Source organism: Streptomyces sp. F001, assembly GCF_004187715.1.
GTDB lineage: Bacteria > Actinomycetota > Actinomycetes > Streptomycetales > Streptomycetaceae > Streptomyces > Streptomyces flavusporus.
The window spans coordinates 687862-703843 of the sequence record NZ_QZWF01000002.1; the positions used below are offsets into that span (position 1 = coordinate 687862).

13 protein-coding genes and 5 pseudogenes are annotated in these 15982 nt (G+C 68.7%); 11 read left to right on the plus strand and 7 right to left on the minus strand.

The annotated features are described in order from the left end of the window. The first annotated feature begins 207 nt into the window (after positions 1-207). The 4 genes from rpmG (at position 208) to StrepF001_RS10830 (ending at position 2402) form a co-directional block, all read left to right on the plus strand. On the plus strand, positions 208-372 hold the full coding sequence (rpmG, locus tag StrepF001_RS10815; protein WP_129798074.1) for a 50S ribosomal protein L33: 165 nt from the start codon (positions 208-210) through the stop codon (positions 370-372). Between the two features lie 51 nt (positions 373-423). Further along, positions 424-684: a type B 50S ribosomal protein L31 gene (locus StrepF001_RS10820; RefSeq protein ID WP_129798075.1), complete on the plus strand. Its 261-nt coding sequence runs from the start codon at positions 424-426 to the stop codon at positions 682-684. A gap of 38 nt (positions 685-722) precedes the next feature. After that, positions 723-845 (plus strand): 50S ribosomal protein L36, encoded by a 123-nt coding sequence (locus StrepF001_RS10825; RefSeq protein ID WP_129798076.1) that lies wholly within the window; start codon positions 723-725, stop codon positions 843-845. A 216-nt stretch (positions 846-1061) separates the two neighbouring features. Continuing rightward, positions 1062-2402, plus strand: a complete 1341-nt coding sequence (locus StrepF001_RS10830; RefSeq protein ID WP_129798077.1) for a DUF2254 family protein — start codon at positions 1062-1064, stop codon at positions 2400-2402. A gap of 113 nt (positions 2403-2515) precedes the next feature. Here the strand turns inward: StrepF001_RS10830 and StrepF001_RS47450 are convergent. After that, positions 2516-2748 (minus strand): annotated as a pseudogene (locus tag StrepF001_RS47450) (leucine zipper domain-containing protein); the annotation flags it as partial. Here StrepF001_RS47450 and StrepF001_RS10840 point away from each other — a divergent pair. Further along, a pseudogene (locus tag StrepF001_RS10840) lies at positions 2743-3014 on the plus strand (IS481 family transposase); the annotation flags it as partial. The pseudogenes StrepF001_RS47450 and StrepF001_RS10840 overlap by 6 nt on opposite strands. Positions 3015-3061: 47 nt before the next feature. Here the strand turns inward: StrepF001_RS10840 and StrepF001_RS10845 are convergent. Beyond that, the gene (locus tag StrepF001_RS10845; RefSeq protein ID WP_129798078.1) at positions 3062-3403 is read right to left on the minus strand and encodes a hypothetical protein; all 342 of its coding nucleotides are present in this window, start codon (positions 3401-3403) and stop codon (positions 3062-3064) included. Next, positions 3400-5126, minus strand: a pseudogene (ctaD, locus tag StrepF001_RS10850) (cytochrome c oxidase subunit I). Before ctaD ends, StrepF001_RS10845 begins: the two are co-directional and overlap by 4 nt. A 337-nt stretch (positions 5127-5463) precedes the next feature. Between ctaD and StrepF001_RS10855 the strand changes: the two are divergent. From StrepF001_RS10855 to StrepF001_RS10870, 4 genes are all read left to right on the plus strand, one after another. Beyond that, positions 5464-6135 (plus strand): hypothetical protein, encoded by a 672-nt coding sequence (locus tag StrepF001_RS10855; protein WP_129798079.1) that lies wholly within the window; start codon positions 5464-5466, stop codon positions 6133-6135. 151 nt (positions 6136-6286) lie between these two features. Further along, positions 6287-7651, plus strand: a complete 1365-nt coding sequence (locus tag StrepF001_RS10860; protein WP_240797370.1) for an ABC transporter substrate-binding protein — start codon at positions 6287-6289, stop codon at positions 7649-7651. A 21-nt stretch (positions 7652-7672) separates the two neighbouring features. Then, positions 7673-8626, plus strand: a complete 954-nt coding sequence (locus tag StrepF001_RS10865) for a sugar ABC transporter permease (protein WP_129798080.1) — start codon at positions 7673-7675, stop codon at positions 8624-8626. Next, positions 8623-9483 carry a carbohydrate ABC transporter permease gene (locus StrepF001_RS10870; RefSeq protein ID WP_129798081.1) on the plus strand — a complete coding sequence of 287 codons (861 nt, stop codon included), beginning with the start codon at positions 8623-8625 and terminating at the stop codon, positions 9481-9483. The genes StrepF001_RS10865 and StrepF001_RS10870 overlap by 4 nt, the downstream gene beginning before the upstream one ends. A 9-nt stretch (positions 9484-9492) precedes the next feature. Here the strand turns inward: StrepF001_RS10870 and StrepF001_RS10875 are convergent. Next, positions 9493-10285: pseudogene (locus StrepF001_RS10875) on the minus strand (IS5 family transposase). 47 nt (positions 10286-10332) lie between these two features. Here StrepF001_RS10875 and StrepF001_RS10880 point away from each other — a divergent pair. Then, the gene (locus StrepF001_RS10880; protein ID WP_129798082.1) at positions 10333-12603 is read left to right on the plus strand and encodes a glycosyl hydrolase family 65 protein; all 2271 of its coding nucleotides are present in this window, start codon (positions 10333-10335) and stop codon (positions 12601-12603) included. Between the two features lie 108 nt (positions 12604-12711). Here the strand turns inward: StrepF001_RS10880 and StrepF001_RS10885 are convergent, their stop codons facing one another. Together StrepF001_RS10885 and StrepF001_RS10890 are read right to left on the minus strand one after the other, a co-directional pair. Continuing rightward, entirely contained in the window at positions 12712-13758 is a 1047-nt protein-coding gene (locus tag StrepF001_RS10885) for a LacI family DNA-binding transcriptional regulator (protein ID WP_129798083.1), read from the minus strand. A gap of 240 nt (positions 13759-13998) precedes the next feature. Next, complete coding sequence (locus StrepF001_RS10890) at positions 13999-14769, minus strand: SDR family oxidoreductase (protein ID WP_129798084.1); 771 nt, start codon at positions 14767-14769, stop codon at positions 13999-14001. A 184-nt stretch (positions 14770-14953) separates the two neighbouring features. Here StrepF001_RS10890 and StrepF001_RS10895 point away from each other — a divergent pair, with 184 nt between their 5' ends. Next, positions 14954-15568, plus strand: coding sequence for a TetR/AcrR family transcriptional regulator (locus tag StrepF001_RS10895; RefSeq protein ID WP_129798423.1), 615 nt, complete (start codon positions 14954-14956; stop codon positions 15566-15568). A gap of 98 nt (positions 15569-15666) precedes the next feature. Here StrepF001_RS10895 and StrepF001_RS47455 read toward each other — a convergent pair. After that, positions 15667-15976 (minus strand): annotated as a pseudogene (locus StrepF001_RS47455) (1,4-beta-xylanase); the annotation flags it as partial. Positions 15977-15982 lie beyond the last annotated feature (6 nt).

Sequence of the window (15982 nt, forward strand, 5' to 3'; positions counted from 1 at the left end):
GTGAGCCGAGTGGGGTCGACACGGTTCCCCGCGCGGCCGGAGCGGGGGAGGGGCCGTGGGGTGCATCGGTGCCCTGGTCGATCCGTCTCGGCGGACCTGCGGCAGCGGGTGTCTCGCGCCGGGTCGGGAATGCGACGGCAGGAGCCGTTGTTCCAGCGCACAGGCCCTGGCATGCACCAGTCAATGCCGGGGTGAAAGGAGGACCCCATGGCACGCAACACCACGCGTCCCGTCGTGACGCTGAGGTCGACGGCGGGGACCGGCATCACTTATGTGACGCGCAAGAACCGCGGCAACGACCCCGACCGGCTGGTCCTGCGCAAGTACGACCCGGTGGCCGGGGCGCACGTCCCCTTCTGCGAGGAACGCTGAACCACGCCTCCGCCCCGGGCGGACGACACCATGAGAAGGGAAACAATCCCCATGAGGTCTGGCATCCATCCCGAATCCCGTGCGGTCGTCTTCCGTGACCGCGCCGCAGACGTCGCGTTTCTGACCCGCTCCACGGCCGACTCGGCAGGGACGATCGAGTGGGAGGACGGCAACACCTACCCGCTGGTCGATGTCGAGATCTCCTCGGCGAGCCACCCGTTCTACACCGGGGCCTCGCGGGTCGTGGACACCGCCGGCCGGGTGGAACGCTTCGAGCGCCGCTACGGCCGTACGGCGGCAGCCCAGCGCTGACCGTGAGCCCGTATCCGCACAAGGAAAGGAGCGGAGCCATGAAGGTGCGCAAGTCCTCGCGCTCGCTGAAGTCCAAACCGGGGGCCCAGGTGGTCCGGCGGCGGGGCGTGGTCTTCGTCGTCAACAAGAAGAACCCGCGCTTGAAGATCCGCCAGGACTGACGGCACCCGTAAAACCCGACCGGCCTGGTCCCGTGAAGCGCGGAGCCGGCCGGTGGGCGCTGTTGGCCGGCCTTCCGGGCGCGATCACTTGGACAGTCCACGAACTCATCGGATACTGGGCCATGCCGGGCCGTGGTCAGCGTTGGCTGCGCCGCACGGGGAGACGTGCCCCGTGTCGGCCCAGGTTGGCCACGCATCGACGTGCGGGAGTCGAACATGATCCGACGTGATGCGCTGGCGGAGTACGTTCGCGGGTCGCTGTGGGTGCTTCCCACGCTGTCCGTGCTGGGCGCACTGGTTGCTGGGTCACTGCTGTCCCTGGTCAAGACCGGTTCCGGATCGCCGCTGGCATTCCAGGGGACCGCAGACGATGCCCGGACGTTGCTGATCGGGATCGCCGGGACGATGGTCACGGTCATCGCGCTGCTGCTGGGCCTGACCGTGGTCGCGCTGCAGTTGTCGTCCACCCAGTTCTCGCCCCGGCTGCTGCGCAACTTTCTTCGCGATCGGCCCAACCAGATCGTGCTCAGCGTCTTCGCGGCGACCTTCGCCTACAGCGCGGCTGGTCTTTACACGGTCGGCGTCTCGGGAGGGGGCCGCTCCGCCGGCTTTCCCCGCCTCGCGGTGAGCGGCGCGATCATCCTGCTCTTCGTCAGCCTCGGCCTGCTGGTGTTCTTCGCCGACCATCTCCTGCACTCCATCCAGGTCGACGCGATCATGAGAGTGGTGGAGCGCAACACCGTCCAGGTGGTCCGCGACGGGGTATTCGACGGCGGCGAGGATCTCATGGGAGTACCGGAGTGGGCCGTGCCCATCGCCGCCCATCGGTCCGGGTACGTGCAGGTGGTGTGTCCTCACTTGCTGCTGCCTACCGCGGCCGAGCACGAGGTCTGTCTGCGGCTGCGGCCCCGGGTCGGCGAACACGTCGTCGCGGGAACGACGCTGGCGTGGATCTGGCGTGGCTCACCGAGCGATCCCGCTCCCGACCCCCAGAGGTTCTCGCGAGTGATGGACGCCGGGGTCCGTGTCGGATTCGAGCGCACCCTGGAACAGGACGCCGCGTTCGGAATACGGCAACTGGTCGACGTCGCATGTAAGGCGCTGTCGCCGGCGGTCAACGATCCGTACACAGCGGTTCAGGCCATCGATCACCTGTCCGTGATTTTTTACGAGCTGGCGCAGCGCCCACTGGGAAACCACGTCGTTCGAGACGACAGCGGCGCCGTCGTGATCATTCCGGGGCGGCGGTTTCCGGAATACCTCGCCGTGATGTGCGGGCTCATCCGCCGCTACGGGGCTCGCGAACCGACCGTCGTCCATGCGCTGCTTCGGCTGTTGCACAACTGCGCCGCCGTGGTCGCTGACGGTGCCGAGCGGTGCGCGGCGATCGAAGAACAAGCCCGCATCGTTGTCACCGACGCCGAGCGACAGGTCGCCCAGCCGACCGACCTTGCCCTCGTGTACGCAGAGGCGGAATCCGTGCGTCAGCAGGTGGCCAAGAATCGGCTGACCGCTCACACACCCGGCAAGCGACCGGACGAGTCACAAATCCACTGACCAGTCGGCTGAGATCCCCATAGACGTGCGACTGACACCCAGATCATCGATTCACGGCGTCAGTGATCGTAGGCGCTCAGTGAGCGCACGACGAGTCGGCCGGTGTGGGCGTTGCGGCGTTCGGTGCGGGTGGGCATCCGGCGCGGACTGGTGCGCAAACGGCTGGAGCGGTCGGCCCAGCGCTGGGCCGTGGTCGGCGAGACCTTGAAGCGTTCGCCAGGCCGATGCAGGGTCCAGTCGTCCTCGACCACATGACGGATCAGCCGCAGGCGACCGGTCTCGGTCAGGGCGCATTACGGTGGGGTACGAGGGCCTTTCTGTAGTTCGACGTAGATGTCGCATGCACCTGTGGCAGCTGGACCTGGTTGGCGGAGTGCCGCCGGCTCACGGGCGAGAGTGCAAGGCGGTCACCCGGCATCAACGATCACCACCGGCTCGTGGTGATCGCCTCCGTGGTCGCGGTGCCTGGTGCCCGCGCGGTGTGCTCGGCGTTCACCGCGCCAATGCGCCGCTATGGGGTCCCCTCGAGGTGCTGCCGGACAACGGCAAGCAGTTACCGGTCGGCATACTCGCCCGCAGCCGGTGGAGGTGCTGTTCGAGCGCATCTGTCGGACATGTTGAAGATCACGCTGGAGCGTTGTGGTCACAGCCCCGGCTGGTCAGTGACGTAGGAGTTCCCACCCTGTGAGGATGCAGGACGTCGCGCCGAGGGTGAGTGCGACGGTCCGCCGGCGCAGGTGCTGGTAGCGGGCCTCGTATTCGGCGCGCAGTTCGATGCACCGGTCGGCGATGCGGCGGATGGCGGCCTTGGTCATGTCCATGTGGGCGCGGGCGTACTCCTCTTCGAGAGCGCGGCGCTCGTCGGTGGTGAGCCAGGGCAGCCTGTCGCAGAAAGCCGTGGCTTCTCTGCGCGCTTCGGCCAGTTGGGCCTGCCAGTAGAGGTAGCCGTCGAGCCGCCGCAGCCCGCCCCGGACGTGATCGTCAGGGGGCGGACAGTTCACCGCAGTTCCTTCCCCGGGCCGCTCTCGCTCCGCGCACCCACGCCGGTGTGCTCGAGTTGGGCGATGTCGGGGTGGTGCAGGTCGAACGCCGGGGATTCGCTGCGGATCCGCGGCAGGGTGAGGAAGTTGTGCCGCGGCGGCGGGCAGGACGTCGCCCACTCCAGGGAGCGGCCGTAGCCCCAGGGGTCGTCGACGCCGACCGGCTTGCCGTACTTGGCCGTCTTCCACACGTTGTAGAAGAACGGCAGGATCGACAGGCCGAGCACGAACGAGCTGATCGTCGAGATCGTGTTCAGGGCGGTGAAGCCGTCGGCGGCCAGGTAGTCCGCGTAACGGCGCGGCATGCCCTCGGCGCCCAGCCAGTGCTGGACCAGGAACGTGCCGTGGAAGCCGATGAACAGCGTCCAGAAGGTGATCTTGCCGAGGCGCTCGTCGAGCAGCTTGCCGGTGAACTTCGGCCACCAGAAGTGGAATCCGGCGAACATCGCGAAGACCACGGTGCCGAAGACGACGTAGTGGAAGTGGGCCACGACGAAGTACGAGTCGGAGATGTGGAAGTCCAGCGGCGGCGAGGCCAGGATGACACCGGTCAGACCACCGAAGGTGAAGGTGATCAGGAAGCCGGTCGCCCAGAGCATCGGTGTCTCGAAGGACAGCGAGCCCTTCCACATCGTGCCGATCCAGTTGAAGAACTTCACGCCGGTCGGGACGGCGATGAGGAACGTCATGAAGGAGAAGAACGGCAGGAGCACACCGCCGGTGACGTACATGTGGTGGGCCCACACGTCACGGACAGACCCGTGATCGCGATGGTCGCCGCGATCAGACCCGAGTAGCCGAACATCGGCTTGCGGGAGAAGACCGGGATGATCTCACTGATGATGCCGAAGAACGGCAGCGCGATGATGTACACCTCTGGGTGGCCGAAGAACCAGAAGAGGTGCTGCCACAGCAGCGCGCCGCCGTTGGCCGCGTCGAAGACGTGCGAGCCGAACTTGCGGTCCGCCTCCAGCGCGAACAGGGCCGCGGCCAGGACCGGGAAGGCCAGCAGGACCAGGACACTGGTCAGCAGGACGTTCCAGGTGAAGATCGACATGCGGAACATGGTCATGCCCGGGGCGCGCATGCAGATGATCGTGGTGATGAAGTTGACCGCACCCAGGATCGTGCCGAAGCCGGAGAACGCCAGGCCCATGATGGCCATGTCCGCGCCGACATTGGTCGAGTGCTCGGCGTCCGAGAGCGGGGTGTACATGAACCAGCCGAAGTCCGCGGCGCCGTTCGGCGTCAGGAAGCCGGCCACCGCGATCAGCGAGCCGAAGAGGTAGAGCCAGTAGGCGAACATGTTCAGCCGTGGGAACGCCACGTCCGGGGCGCCGATCTGCAGCGGCATGATCCAGTTCGTGAAGCCGGCGAACAGCGGCGTCGCGAACATCAGCAGCATGATCAGGCCGTGCATCGTGAACGCCTGGTTGTACTGCTCGTTCGACAAGATCTGCAGGCCCGGGCGCGCCAGTTCGGCGCGGATGAACAGCGCCAGGATCCCGCCGAAGGCGAAGAAGCCGAAAGCTGTGCTGATGTACAGGGTGCCGATGGTCTTGTGATCGGTGGTGGTCAGCCACTTCACCACCACGTTCCCGGGCCGCCTGCGCTGGACCGGCACCTCGTTCTCATAGAAATCCACCGGCGAGGTGCTGGGTGGGGACTCGGAATGCTTGGGCACGCTGTGGCTCCTGGTTGTTCTCGATCTGCGTGCTGACCCGATTCCGGTCCAGCCAACTGGATCAGCGCATACTTGCAATGACTTTCTGTCCCACTATGGCCTGCGATCTCATGCCCCACACGATCATGTCACCCGATCGGAGGCATATCCTGGGCCACGTGGGCGATGACCGCCGCCGCAGGTTTATCGGCCAGGCGGAGTGTCGCATCGGCCACTCGGTGGCATTGCAGGTGCAACGGCTCATAATGTGAGGTGGATCGGTGCTGATGGCCGTGTCCAGTGCGGAAGTTGAGCTGTTTCGGTTCGGTGGGGGAGTTGGGCTTGATCCGCAGAGCTGATGGTCACAGGCACGGAAAACTCTCTCGGCGCGGCCCTCAACCAGTTGCTCCGCGACCACGGCGTTCAGCCCCTGCGACGCCTTTCCACCTACCATGCAAAGCACTGGCACGCCCAGCTCAGCCGGCTCACCAAAACCCAGCGAGGCTACGAGGCCCTCGAACGAGCGGGACTGACTGTCCGGCCCGAAACCCTGATCAAGTGGCTGTCCGATCCCGAGTACAACGTCCGGCGCAGCTATCGCGAATTCCTACACGCAGCCTACGAGAACGTGGCCGTCGTTCCCGCCGACCCTGTCCCGGAGTCGTTCAAGAACGGTCACTGCGAGATCACCGGACTGGTCAAGACGGGCGACGGCGAGCGTTTCCGCGGCGGTCTCAGTAACACCGGCAGAATTACCGCGCCGCTTCGGATTGACGGTCGAAGCGGTAACTGGGTTGAGATCGAGCGCAAATGGGCCGACGACGAGGTCTTCGAGGACGACTTCATCGAGTACGAGTACGGGCTCAGCCCACTGCGCCGCAGCCCCCGCCGCAAGGTCACCGTGCCTGTCCGCGGCCGGCGTCAACCCGGGCGGCACCGATCGTCGATGGGCGTAGCTCTCCGGCAGGGAAGTGCCCTACACGTGCCGCGCGGCGGGAGCTTCCGGATGCGGACCGGTCGTGCGATATGAACGATCCAATCACCTTGGCTCCCAGGGGTTGACGCGACGCTTCGCGGGGCGCATGTTGAACGATCAAATCGGCCCGGTGGCGGACCGCGGGGGCGGGGCGCCTGCCGCGGGGCCGTTCGGAGGCATGCGCAGGATCGCGAGGAGGAACACGGTGAGTTCGTCGCAGATGAGCCGCAGAGAGGCCGGCATCCCGGCCGCCACCAAGGCGGGGACGGTGAGGCGGCGGTCCGCCTGGGCCGTCGCGGCGTCCGCCGCATTGCTCGCCGCCACTCTCGCCGGGTGCGGCGGGGACTCCTCCGAGCCGTCGGCCGGCAGCCCGGGGGAGTTCTCCGGGCGCGGCCCGATCACCCTCGCCACCGGCAAGGACACGACCGGCACCATCCAGGACCAGCTCGACCGCTGGAACAGCGAGCACCCGGACGAGAAGGTCACCCTCGTCGAGCTGCCCGAGAGCGCGGACCAACAGCGGCAGCAGTTCATCCAGAACGCGCAGACCGAGTCGGACGCCTACACCGTGCTCAACCTGGACCCCATCTGGGTCGCCGAGTTCGCAGCCAACCAGTGGATCGACGCACTGCCCGCCAAGGAGTTCCCGCTCGACAAGATGCTCCCCGCCGTCGTCAAGACCGGCGAGTACTTCGGCAAGCAGTACGCCATCCCGTTCAACACCAACGCGGGCCTCCTTTTCTACCGCAAGGACCTGCTGGACAAGACGGGCGTGCAGCCGCCCACCACCTGGGACGAGATGAAGGACGCCTGCGCCGACGTCGCCGAGCTGCCCGAGGGCAGGGGTGTCGACTGCTACGCGGGCCAGTTCGACAAGTACGAGGGCCTGACCGTCAACTTCTCCGAGGCCGTGGCCTCGGCGGGCGGCACCGTCGTCGACGCCGAGGGCAACGCCACCGTCGACACCGAAGAGGCCAAGAAGGGCCTGCAGTTCCTCGCCGACGGCTTCAAGGACGGCACCTTCCCCAAGGAGTCCTCGACCTACCAGGAGGAGGACGGCCGCCGTGCCTTCCAGGCGGGCAAGCTGCTCTTCCACCGGCAATGGCCGTACCAGTGGGCACTGGCCGACACCGAGGACGGCTCCAGCAAGGTCGCCGGAAAGTTCGGGGTGGCGCCGCTGCCCGGCCTGGACGGCCCGGGCAAGTCCTCCCTCGGCGGACTCGACCTGGCGGTGAGCAAGTTCGCCAAGAACAAGGCCACCGCGCTCGACTTCATCAAGTTCTTCTCCAGCGAGGCCAACGCCCGCACCAACCTGAAGGTCACCTCGGCCGCCCCGCCGTACGCCGGCCTGTACGACGACCCTGCCCTGCGCCGGCAGTTCCCCTACCTGGCCACCCTCAAGGCGTCCCTGAGCAGTGCCGTGCCCCGGCCCGTGGTCGTGCAGTACGGCGACGCCACCGCCGCCATCCAGGAGGGCGCGGCAGCGGCGCTGAGCGGATCGAAGTCGGTCGACGCCGCACTCGCCGACATGCAGCGGGACTTGTCCGCGGCGATCGCCGAGAAGAAGTAAGCCGGCGGAAGAGGTCTCCTGGTGTCCGTCCTCTCCCAGGGAAGGGCCCGCCGCGACACCGGGTCCCGGCCCCCGCGCACCTCGCGCAGGGCCGGGACCGGCAGGCTGGCCGCCGCCCTGCTTTCTCCCACCCTGCTCGTGCTCGGCCTGGTCGTCGGCTACCCGGTGCTCGCGGCCTTCCGGCTGTCGTTCGTCGTCTCCAGCGAATCCATCGACTCCCAGACCGGCTTCAAGGTGACCACCACCTCCTACGGTCTGGACAACTACGAAGCCGTGTTCACCGGGGAGCGCTTCCTGCGGCCCTGGTGGAACACCACCTCCTTCGCCCTCGTCTCGGTCGCCATCGAGGTGCTGATCGGCGTCGCGATGGCGCTGGTGATGCACCGTGCCTTCCGCGGACGGGCGTTGGTGCGTGCCGCGATCCTGGTGCCCTGGGCGATCCCCACGGCGATCTCGGGCCTGCTCTGGAAGTGGATCTTCAACAGCCAGGGCGTCGCCAACGAGCTGCTGGGGGCCAAGGTGCTGTGGAGCAGCGAGGGTTTCCAGGCCTGGCTCTCCGTGGTGATCGCCGACACGTGGAAGACCGCGCCGTTCATCGGGCTCCTGGTCCTCGCCGGGCTCCAGATCATCCCGGGCGAGCTGTACGAGGCGGCCAGGGTGGACGGGGCCTCGCCGTGGCGTGCCTTCTGGCGGATCACGCTGCCGCTGGTCCGCCCGGCGTTGGTGGTTGCGGTGCTGTTCCGGCTCCTGGACGTCCTGCGTATGTTCGACCTGGTGTACGTGCTCGTCGGCCCGCGCAAGCACTCGGTCGAGACGCTGTCGATGGTCGCCTTCGAGGAGATGAGCAATCTGCGGTTCGGCACCGCGGCCGCCTACGCCACCGTGCTGTTCCTCTACATCGCGGCGGTCGCCTTCGCGTTCGTCAAGCTGTTCGGCGCCGACCTGATCGGCCGGGGCACGAGGAGTTCGCAATGAGCACGACCCCGACCACGATCACGACCATCGGCCGATTCCGCACCGGTTCCCTGGCCCGCCGGATCGGCATCGCCGCCATCGTCGTCTACTGCCTCGTACCCTTCTACTGGATGGTGGTCTCCAGCCTGCGCAGGCCCGCCGACCAGTTCTCCAACTCCCCGCTCCCGGCGCCGGTCTCGTTCGACAACTACGCGGCGGCCTTCGACGCGCGCAACGGCTTCGGCCGCGCGCTGCTCAACAGTCTCGTCGTCGCCGGGGCCACCACCGCTCTCACCCTTGTCGTCGCGATCTTCGTCGGCTACGCGCTTGCGCGGCTCCACTTCCGCGGCAAGACCCTGATCCTTACCCTGATCATCGCCGCGTCCATGTTCCCGCCGATCACTCTGGTCGTGCCGCTGCTCCGGCTCTTCACGGACGCGGGCTGGATCAACACCTATCAGGCGATGATCGTGCCCAGCATGAGCTTCGCTCTGCCGCTGGCCGTGTGGAATCTCACCGCGTTCTTCCGCCAGATGCCGGCCGAGCTGGAGAAGGCCGCGCAGGTCGACGGCTGCACCCCCGCGCAGGCGTTCCGCAAGGTCGTGCTCCCGCTCGCCGCGCCCGGCATCTTCACCACGGCGATCCTGGTCTTCATCTGCGCCTGGAACGAATTCCTCATTGCCGTCAGCGTCGTGAACGACCGGCAGATGATGACAGCGAACGTGATCGTCTCCCTCTTCACCGGCCAGTACAAGTACGACCAGCCGTTCGGTACGCAGATGGCGGCCGGTGTCGTCGTGACGCTCCCGCTGGTCGTGGCGGTGCTGTTCTTCCAGCGCCGGATCGTCGACGGACTCACCGCGGGAGGCCTGAAGTAAGACGTCATCTCATTTGGCGAGCCTGCGGTAGCAGATGAGGGTGCAGGCGATGCTGGTGAAGGCGAGGAAGTGCTCGGCTTTGCGCTCGTAGCGGCGGTGGAGGCGGCGGCAGCCGGCGAGCCAGGCCATGGTGCGTTCGATGGTCCAGCGGTGGCGGCCCAGACGTGTGGAGGACTCGATGCCCTTGCGGGCGATGCGGTGATGGATGCCTCGCTTGCGGAGCCATCGCCGCAGGTGGTCGTAGTCGTAGCCCTTGTCCGCGTGCAGCTTGGCGGGGCGGCGTCGGCGGGGTCCGCGGCGGGAGCGGATCGGGATGCCCGGACCAGTGGTTCGAGGGCCTGGCTGTCGTGGAGGTTCGCGCCGGAGATGCCGATCGAGAGGGGCAGACCGGTCCGCTCCGTGATCAAGTGGATCTTCGAGCCCTTCTTGCCCCGATCGACAGGATTCGGACCTGTCAGGTCCCCCCTTTCAAGGCCCGCATGTTCACCGAGTCAATCGCGCACCGGGACCAGTCCAGCTCGCCGCGAGAGCCGAGTTCGTCCAGGACCAGGCGGTGGAGCTTGGCCCACACCCGCGCCTTGCTCCATTCGGTGAACCGCCGATGGGCCGTCGGACCCGATGGCCCGAACGACGGGGGCAACTGCCGCCATGTGCAGCCTGACGTGGCCACGAAGATGATCGCTGCCAACACCTCGCGGTCCCCATACCGACGGCGGCCACCGCCCTGCGGCCGCGACGGAGCAGGCGGCACCACCCGCTCGAACAACCCCCACAACTCATCCGGCACCAGACGCTCAACGATCCCCACGACGACAGACTATCGAACATTCCAAATGAGACGACCTCTAAGTGACGGACCCGAGCAGGGCAGCCTCCCCCGACGCATGGGTGCTGACCACCGACGACCCTTCCCCGGCTTCCCGCCGGGGGGACCACCACCTCGCCGCACTCACCGGCTACCACCCCACCTTCACCGGCAACGGCTACCTGGCCGCCCGCGTCCCGGCCGCCGGGAACGGATTCGCCGAGGCCCCGGTCCGTACCCAGTTCCACGTGGTCGGCCTCTACACCGGGCACGCGGGGCAGTGGTCGCGCAAGGCCGGACTGCCCGCATGGTCGACGCTCGATGTCGGCGACGACAGCGGAACGTTCAACGACGCCTTCCTCCCGCCGGCTTGGGAGCGAAGCAGCGAGCACCCGGTGGGCGGGGAGCAGTGGGTAGAGGGGGACTGGGCCGCGGTCGGCAGCCCCGCCCCGGCCGCGGCCGCCCGCGGCATCGCGCGCTACCGGCAGACCCTCGACCTGCGGACCGGCGTCATCAGCACCGAGGCCCGCTGGACCTCCCCGGCCGGGCGGGTCACCGACGTGCGCTACGAGGTGCTCACCGACCGCTCCAGGCCGCACGTCGCCGCGGTGGCCGTGACCGTGCGGCCACACTGGGACGGGCGGCTCGAAGTGACCGACGCGCTCGACGGCCGGGCCGCGACCCGGGTGCGGAACACCCGGACCGGGGCCGGAGAGGGGCGGATCTGGCTGACGACGGCCGCCGAGGGCAGCGGCATCCCCGCTGCCCTGGTGTCCCTGCTGCAGGGCCCGGCGGCCCACCCGTACACGGAGTCCGAGGACGACGGGTCGGTTGACCGGCGGGTGGTCGTGGACGTGGTCGCGGGCCACTCGTACACCTTCACCAAGTACGTGGGCATCGCCACCGGCCACGACGCGGACGACCCCCTCGCCCTGGCGCGCACCGCCGCCGAGGAAGCCGCCCGGGCCGGATACGGGCGGCTTGCGAGGGACAACTTCCGCGCCTGGCAGCGCGAATGGGAGGGCGACATCGTCGTACGCGGCGACGCACGGCTCCAACGGCAGGTGCGGGCCGCCAAGTTCTACCTGCTCACCAGCATGCGCGAAGGCTCCCCGTGGTCGCCGTCCCCGGCCGGGCTCTCCAGCGACGGCTACAACGGTCACGTCTTCTGGGACACCGAGACCTGGATCTGGCCGAGCCTGCTCGCCCAGCACCCCCGCATCGCCGGCAGCGCGCTCGACTACCGGGTCGACCGGCTGGACGCGGCCCGCGCCTATGCCGCCGAGTGCGGCCAGGAGGGCGCGCGGTTCCCCTGGGAGAGCGGCCTGCACGGCGGCGAGGACACGCCCGCGTGGGCCCCCTTCGGCCGCTACGAGCAGCACGTCAGCTCCGATGTCGCCCTCGCCTTCTGGCAGTTCTGGCTGGCCACGGGCGACGAGCGGTGGCTGCGCGAGAAGGGGTGGCCGGTGCTGCGCGGGGTGGCGGACTTCTGGGCGAGCCGCGCGGTGGCCGGAACGGACGGCTCGTACCACATCAACGGCGTGATCCCGCCCGACGAGTACGCCGACGAGCCGAACGACGACTCCGTCTACACCAACGTGGCCGCCCGCGCCTCGCTGCGCTTCGCCACCGAGGCGGCTGTGGTGCTCGGCGAACCGGCCGACCCGCGGTGGGCCGAGGTCGCCGACGGACTCGTCGTCCTCTTCGACGAACGGCTCGGCGTCCACCCGGAGTTCGCCGGGTACGCCGGGCAGCTGATCAAGCAGGCCGACGTCGTGATGCTGGCCTACCCGTGGGAGAACCCGCAGCCCGACGAGGTCACGCGGGCCGACCTGGCGTACTACCGCGCACGCACGCACGACAACGGGCCGTCGATGACGGACTCGGTCCACTCGATAGTCCATGCCCACCTCGGCGACACGAAGGCGGCGTTCGAGCACACGCGGCGCAGCGTCGAGCCGTTCCTCCGAGACCCCTTCGACCAGTTCGCGGAGGGCCGTACGGGAGGCGCCTTCACCTTCCTCACCGGCCACGGCGGCTTCCTTCAGGTGTTCCTGTACGGCTACTCGGGGCTACGGTGGCGGCCGGACCGGGTCGAATTGGCGCCGATCCTGCCCCAGGAGCTGGACGGCATCACGCTGCAGGGCCTGCGGTGGCGGGGGCGGAGCTTCGACGTCGACATCCGCCCGGACGCCACGGCTGTCCGGCTGCGAGAGGGTGACCCGTTGCCGGTCGGGTCCTGCGGGCGCCGGTACCGGGTGCCGAGCGGGGGCGAGATCACGATCCCCACCCGGCCACCCGCCCCGGCCCGGTAGACGTCGTCGAAATGCCGCCTGCCGTGGGCTTCGAGGTCCACTCGCTGGATCGACGATCTGCAGTGAATACCGTGCAGTAGATACCGCGGGATCCGCTGATCCCCGTGGTCACCCGCTGGCCCGCAGCACCAACTCCGGCTCCAGGAGGCGCTGGAGGGGGTCCAGATCCGAGGGTCCGCTGGTAGCACGGAGAAGTTCGGCCATGATCAAGCGACCCACCTCCTCGATCGGCTGCCGCACGCTCGACAACCCCAGCGCCGACGCCGCCGCCGTGTCGTCGAAGCCCACCACGGCCACGTCCTCGCCCGCTCGCAGCCCGCGGTCACGCAGGGCCTGGAGCGCGCCCACCGCCAGCGTGTCCGTCGCCGCGACGACCGCACTCGGCGGCTCCGGTCGGTCCAGCAGCTCGGCCATGAGACATGTCCCCGTCGACATCGCGTCCGGCCCGCGTACGTCCAGCCGGTGGCTCTGCGCCAGCAGGCCGTGCCGGTCCATGGCCGCGAGCCAGCCGCGCGCCCTGGCGTCGCCGACGCTCGTCCCCTCCGGCCAGCCGAGGAACCCGATCCGCCGGTGGCCCGCCGCCACCAAATGGTCGACGGCGGCCTCCGTTCCGGCCGCGTTGTCGATGTCGACCCAGCTGTAGCGGTCGGTGCCGGCAGCGGTGCGTCCGAAGGCGGCGAAGGGAACGCCGGCGGCGATCAGCCGCTCCGGCCGCTGATCGTGCGGCTCGATGTCGTAGAGCACCACACCGCTCACGGCACCGGTGCGCCACAACGCGGTGCAGTGGTCGCTCTCCGCGTCCGTGTCGGCTGCCGTGAACAGCAGCACATGGTGGTTCCCGGCCTGACCCGCCTCGACGAGCGCGTGCAGGAAGCGGTCGTTGATGGCAGCCACGGACTCGGTGGACACCGACTGGATCCGGTACCCGACCATCCCGGGCGAGCTGGCCCGCAGCGAGCGGGCCACCCGGTTCGGGTGGTAGCCGAGCTCGGCGATGACCTGCTCCACCCGCTCGCGGGTCACAGGGCGTACGCGGTGGGGTGCGTTGAGCACGTTGGACACCGTCTGGCGGGAGACCCCGGCCGCCTGAGCGACGTCCGAGATCGTGGCGGAGCCTCCTGCGGCAGGGCGCCCGCGCCCGGAGTCGAGTGCCACGCTCACTCCCTGGATGGTCTCGGCCGAACCATGAACCGTACACGGGGGCGGACGGTCGGCCGCGTCCTCGGACCCCCGTGCCCCCAAGTCGGTCGATTTTATCGTTCAAGCCGCCGTTGTCGATCCCCTCCTTCGGTGCGGCATCCGGGCGGCGACGGGTACCGGGGGAGGGCCCGAACGCGGCCACCGGCTCCTTCGGCCCGCCCGCCGCCCAGTGCTGCCCGGCAGCAGCGGTGAGCGCTACGCGGCGATGACCGCGGCGCCCGTGCGGCCGCCGTCGACGTCCACCACGGTTCCGTGTACGAAGGCGGACTCGTCACTGGCCAGCCAGACGGCCGCGTGTGCGACGGCGTCCGGGGTGCCGACGCCGCCGGCCGGGGTCCCGTTCATCATGACCTGGCCCGGATGGGGTTCGCTTCCCTCCGGCGCCGGGGGCAGGATCACACCCGGCGAGATGGCGTTCACTCGCACGCCCATGGGCCCGAACTCGGCGGCCCATGCCCGGGTGAGCGTCTCCATGGCTCCCTTGGTGGAGCTGTAGAGCGCGCCGACCGGGACGCCGAGGCGGGCGATCCAGGAGCCGAGGTTGATGATCACCCCGCCACCGGCCTCGGTCATGACGGGAACGACGGCAGCGGTCAGGAAGAAGGGTGCCTTCACGTTCACCGCGTAGACCTGGTCGAACGTCTTCTCGTCGGTCGTGGTGGTCGCGGCGGCCGGGTAGATGCCGGCGTTGTTCACCAGGATGTCGATCCGTCCGCTCAAGGTCTCGCGGGCCCGTTCGGCGAGGTCCTGGGAGGCTTGCACGCTGCCGTCGAGGTCCGCCACCAGGAAGTCGGCCCGCCCACCGGATGCCCGGATGCCCTCGACCACCTTCGCGCCTCGTTCCCGGTTGCGCCCGGACACGATGACGTGCGCCCCCTCGGCGGCGAATGCCTCGGCGATCGCCTGCCCGATATTGCTGGTCGACCCCGTGACCAGGGCCGATTTGTTCCGCAGTCTTTCACTCATGGGTGATCCCTTGTCTGGCACTGCGCGGTCGGGGCATCCGACCGGCTTCGGACGGCGGCCCGGTGCCCGAGCCGCGCGATCCACTGTGCGTCGCCAAAAATGGACCGGCAAGTCCAGAATGAGCGACTCGGCCGGGTCCCGGTATGTAAAGTGGACTCGCCAGTCCACTGAGGTAGGGGGCATGATGCCGGACGCGCCGACCGCCAAGGGCCGGGCCACTCGGGCCCGCATCGTCGAGGGCGCGGCCGAGGTGCTGCGAGAGCAAGGCGTCGTCTTCACGACGCTCGACGACATCCGTGGCCGTACCGGCACGAGCAAGAGTCAGCTCTTCCACTACTTCCCCGACGGCAAGGACGAACTGCTGCTGGCGGTGGCCCAGTTCGAGGCGGATCGTGTCCTGGCGGATCAGCAGCCGCACCTGGGGAGTCTCGACTCGTGGGAGTCCTGGTACCGGTGGCGGGACGCCGTGGTGGAACGCTATGAACGACAGGGGGATGAATGCCCCCTGGGGTCCCTGTTCCTGCAGGTCGGACGGTCCCGCCCCGGCTCACGGGCCATCGTGACGGAGCTGATGCGCCAGTGGCAGGAGCAACTCGCCCGCGGTATGCGTGCCCTTCAGGCGGGCGGCCTGGTGTCGCCGGCCTTCGACGTGGACCGGGCGGCCGCGGCGTTGCTGGCCGGAATCCAGGGAGGCGTGGCGATCATGATGTCCACGGGCGACACGAGTCACCTCGAGGCGGCGCTGGACAACGCCATCGAGAACCTACGGGCATCGGCGACCGGGCACACCGGCAAGTGACGGCATCAGCCGTCGCCGCGCAGGATCGGAGTTCGCCGCCTTGCGGACGGTCCGGTGGGTCACGCCGTACTTGCGCTCCAGGGACCGCATCGAAGCGCCCGCATGGAGCGTTCGAAGCCGGCGCGTTGGGCCGTGGTGTGCGGTGCGTCGTCCAGGAACAGGACGACCTGGTAGTTGTTGACCTCGCCGTTTGCGAGCAGGTCCCAGTCGGTTGTCGCTGTGCAGGTGAAGTTGTTCGCTGCGGCGGTCCGCGGGAACCACTCGTTGGCTTCCTTGACGGAGTCGATGTGCGCGGCGTCCCAGGCGCCGTTGTAGAAGGTGATGACCTTGAAGGGAGCCCTGGGGCGCGGCGGAAGGGGGCCCGGCGTGGGCCGGGGCGGTCGGCCCCAGCACCAGCGCCAGCAGCATCAGCAG

Bases quoted from the DNA above. Each gene is read 5' to 3' on its own strand.
- StrepF001_RS10895 (WP_129798423.1), top strand. From the start codon at position 14,954: ATGCCGGACGCGCCGACCGCCAAGGGCCGGGCCACTCGGGCCCGCATC.
- StrepF001_RS10830 (WP_129798077.1), top strand. From the start codon at position 1,062: ATGATCCGACGTGATGCGCTGGCGGAGTACGTTCGCGGGTCGCTGTGG.
- StrepF001_RS10855 (WP_129798079.1), top strand. From the start codon at position 5,464: ATGGTCACAGGCACGGAAAACTCTCTCGGCGCGGCCCTCAACCAGTTG.
- StrepF001_RS10825 (WP_129798076.1), top strand. From the start codon at position 723: ATGAAGGTGCGCAAGTCCTCGCGCTCGCTGAAGTCCAAACCGGGGGCC.
- rpmG (WP_129798074.1), top strand. From the start codon at position 208: ATGGCACGCAACACCACGCGTCCCGTCGTGACGCTGAGGTCGACGGCG.
- StrepF001_RS10890 (WP_129798084.1), bottom strand. From the start codon at position 14,769: ATGAGTGAAAGACTGCGGAACAAATCGGCCCTGGTCACGGGGTCGACC.
- StrepF001_RS10820 (WP_129798075.1), top strand. From the start codon at position 424: ATGAGGTCTGGCATCCATCCCGAATCCCGTGCGGTCGTCTTCCGTGAC.
- StrepF001_RS10870 (WP_129798081.1), top strand. From the start codon at position 8,623: ATGAGCACGACCCCGACCACGATCACGACCATCGGCCGATTCCGCACC.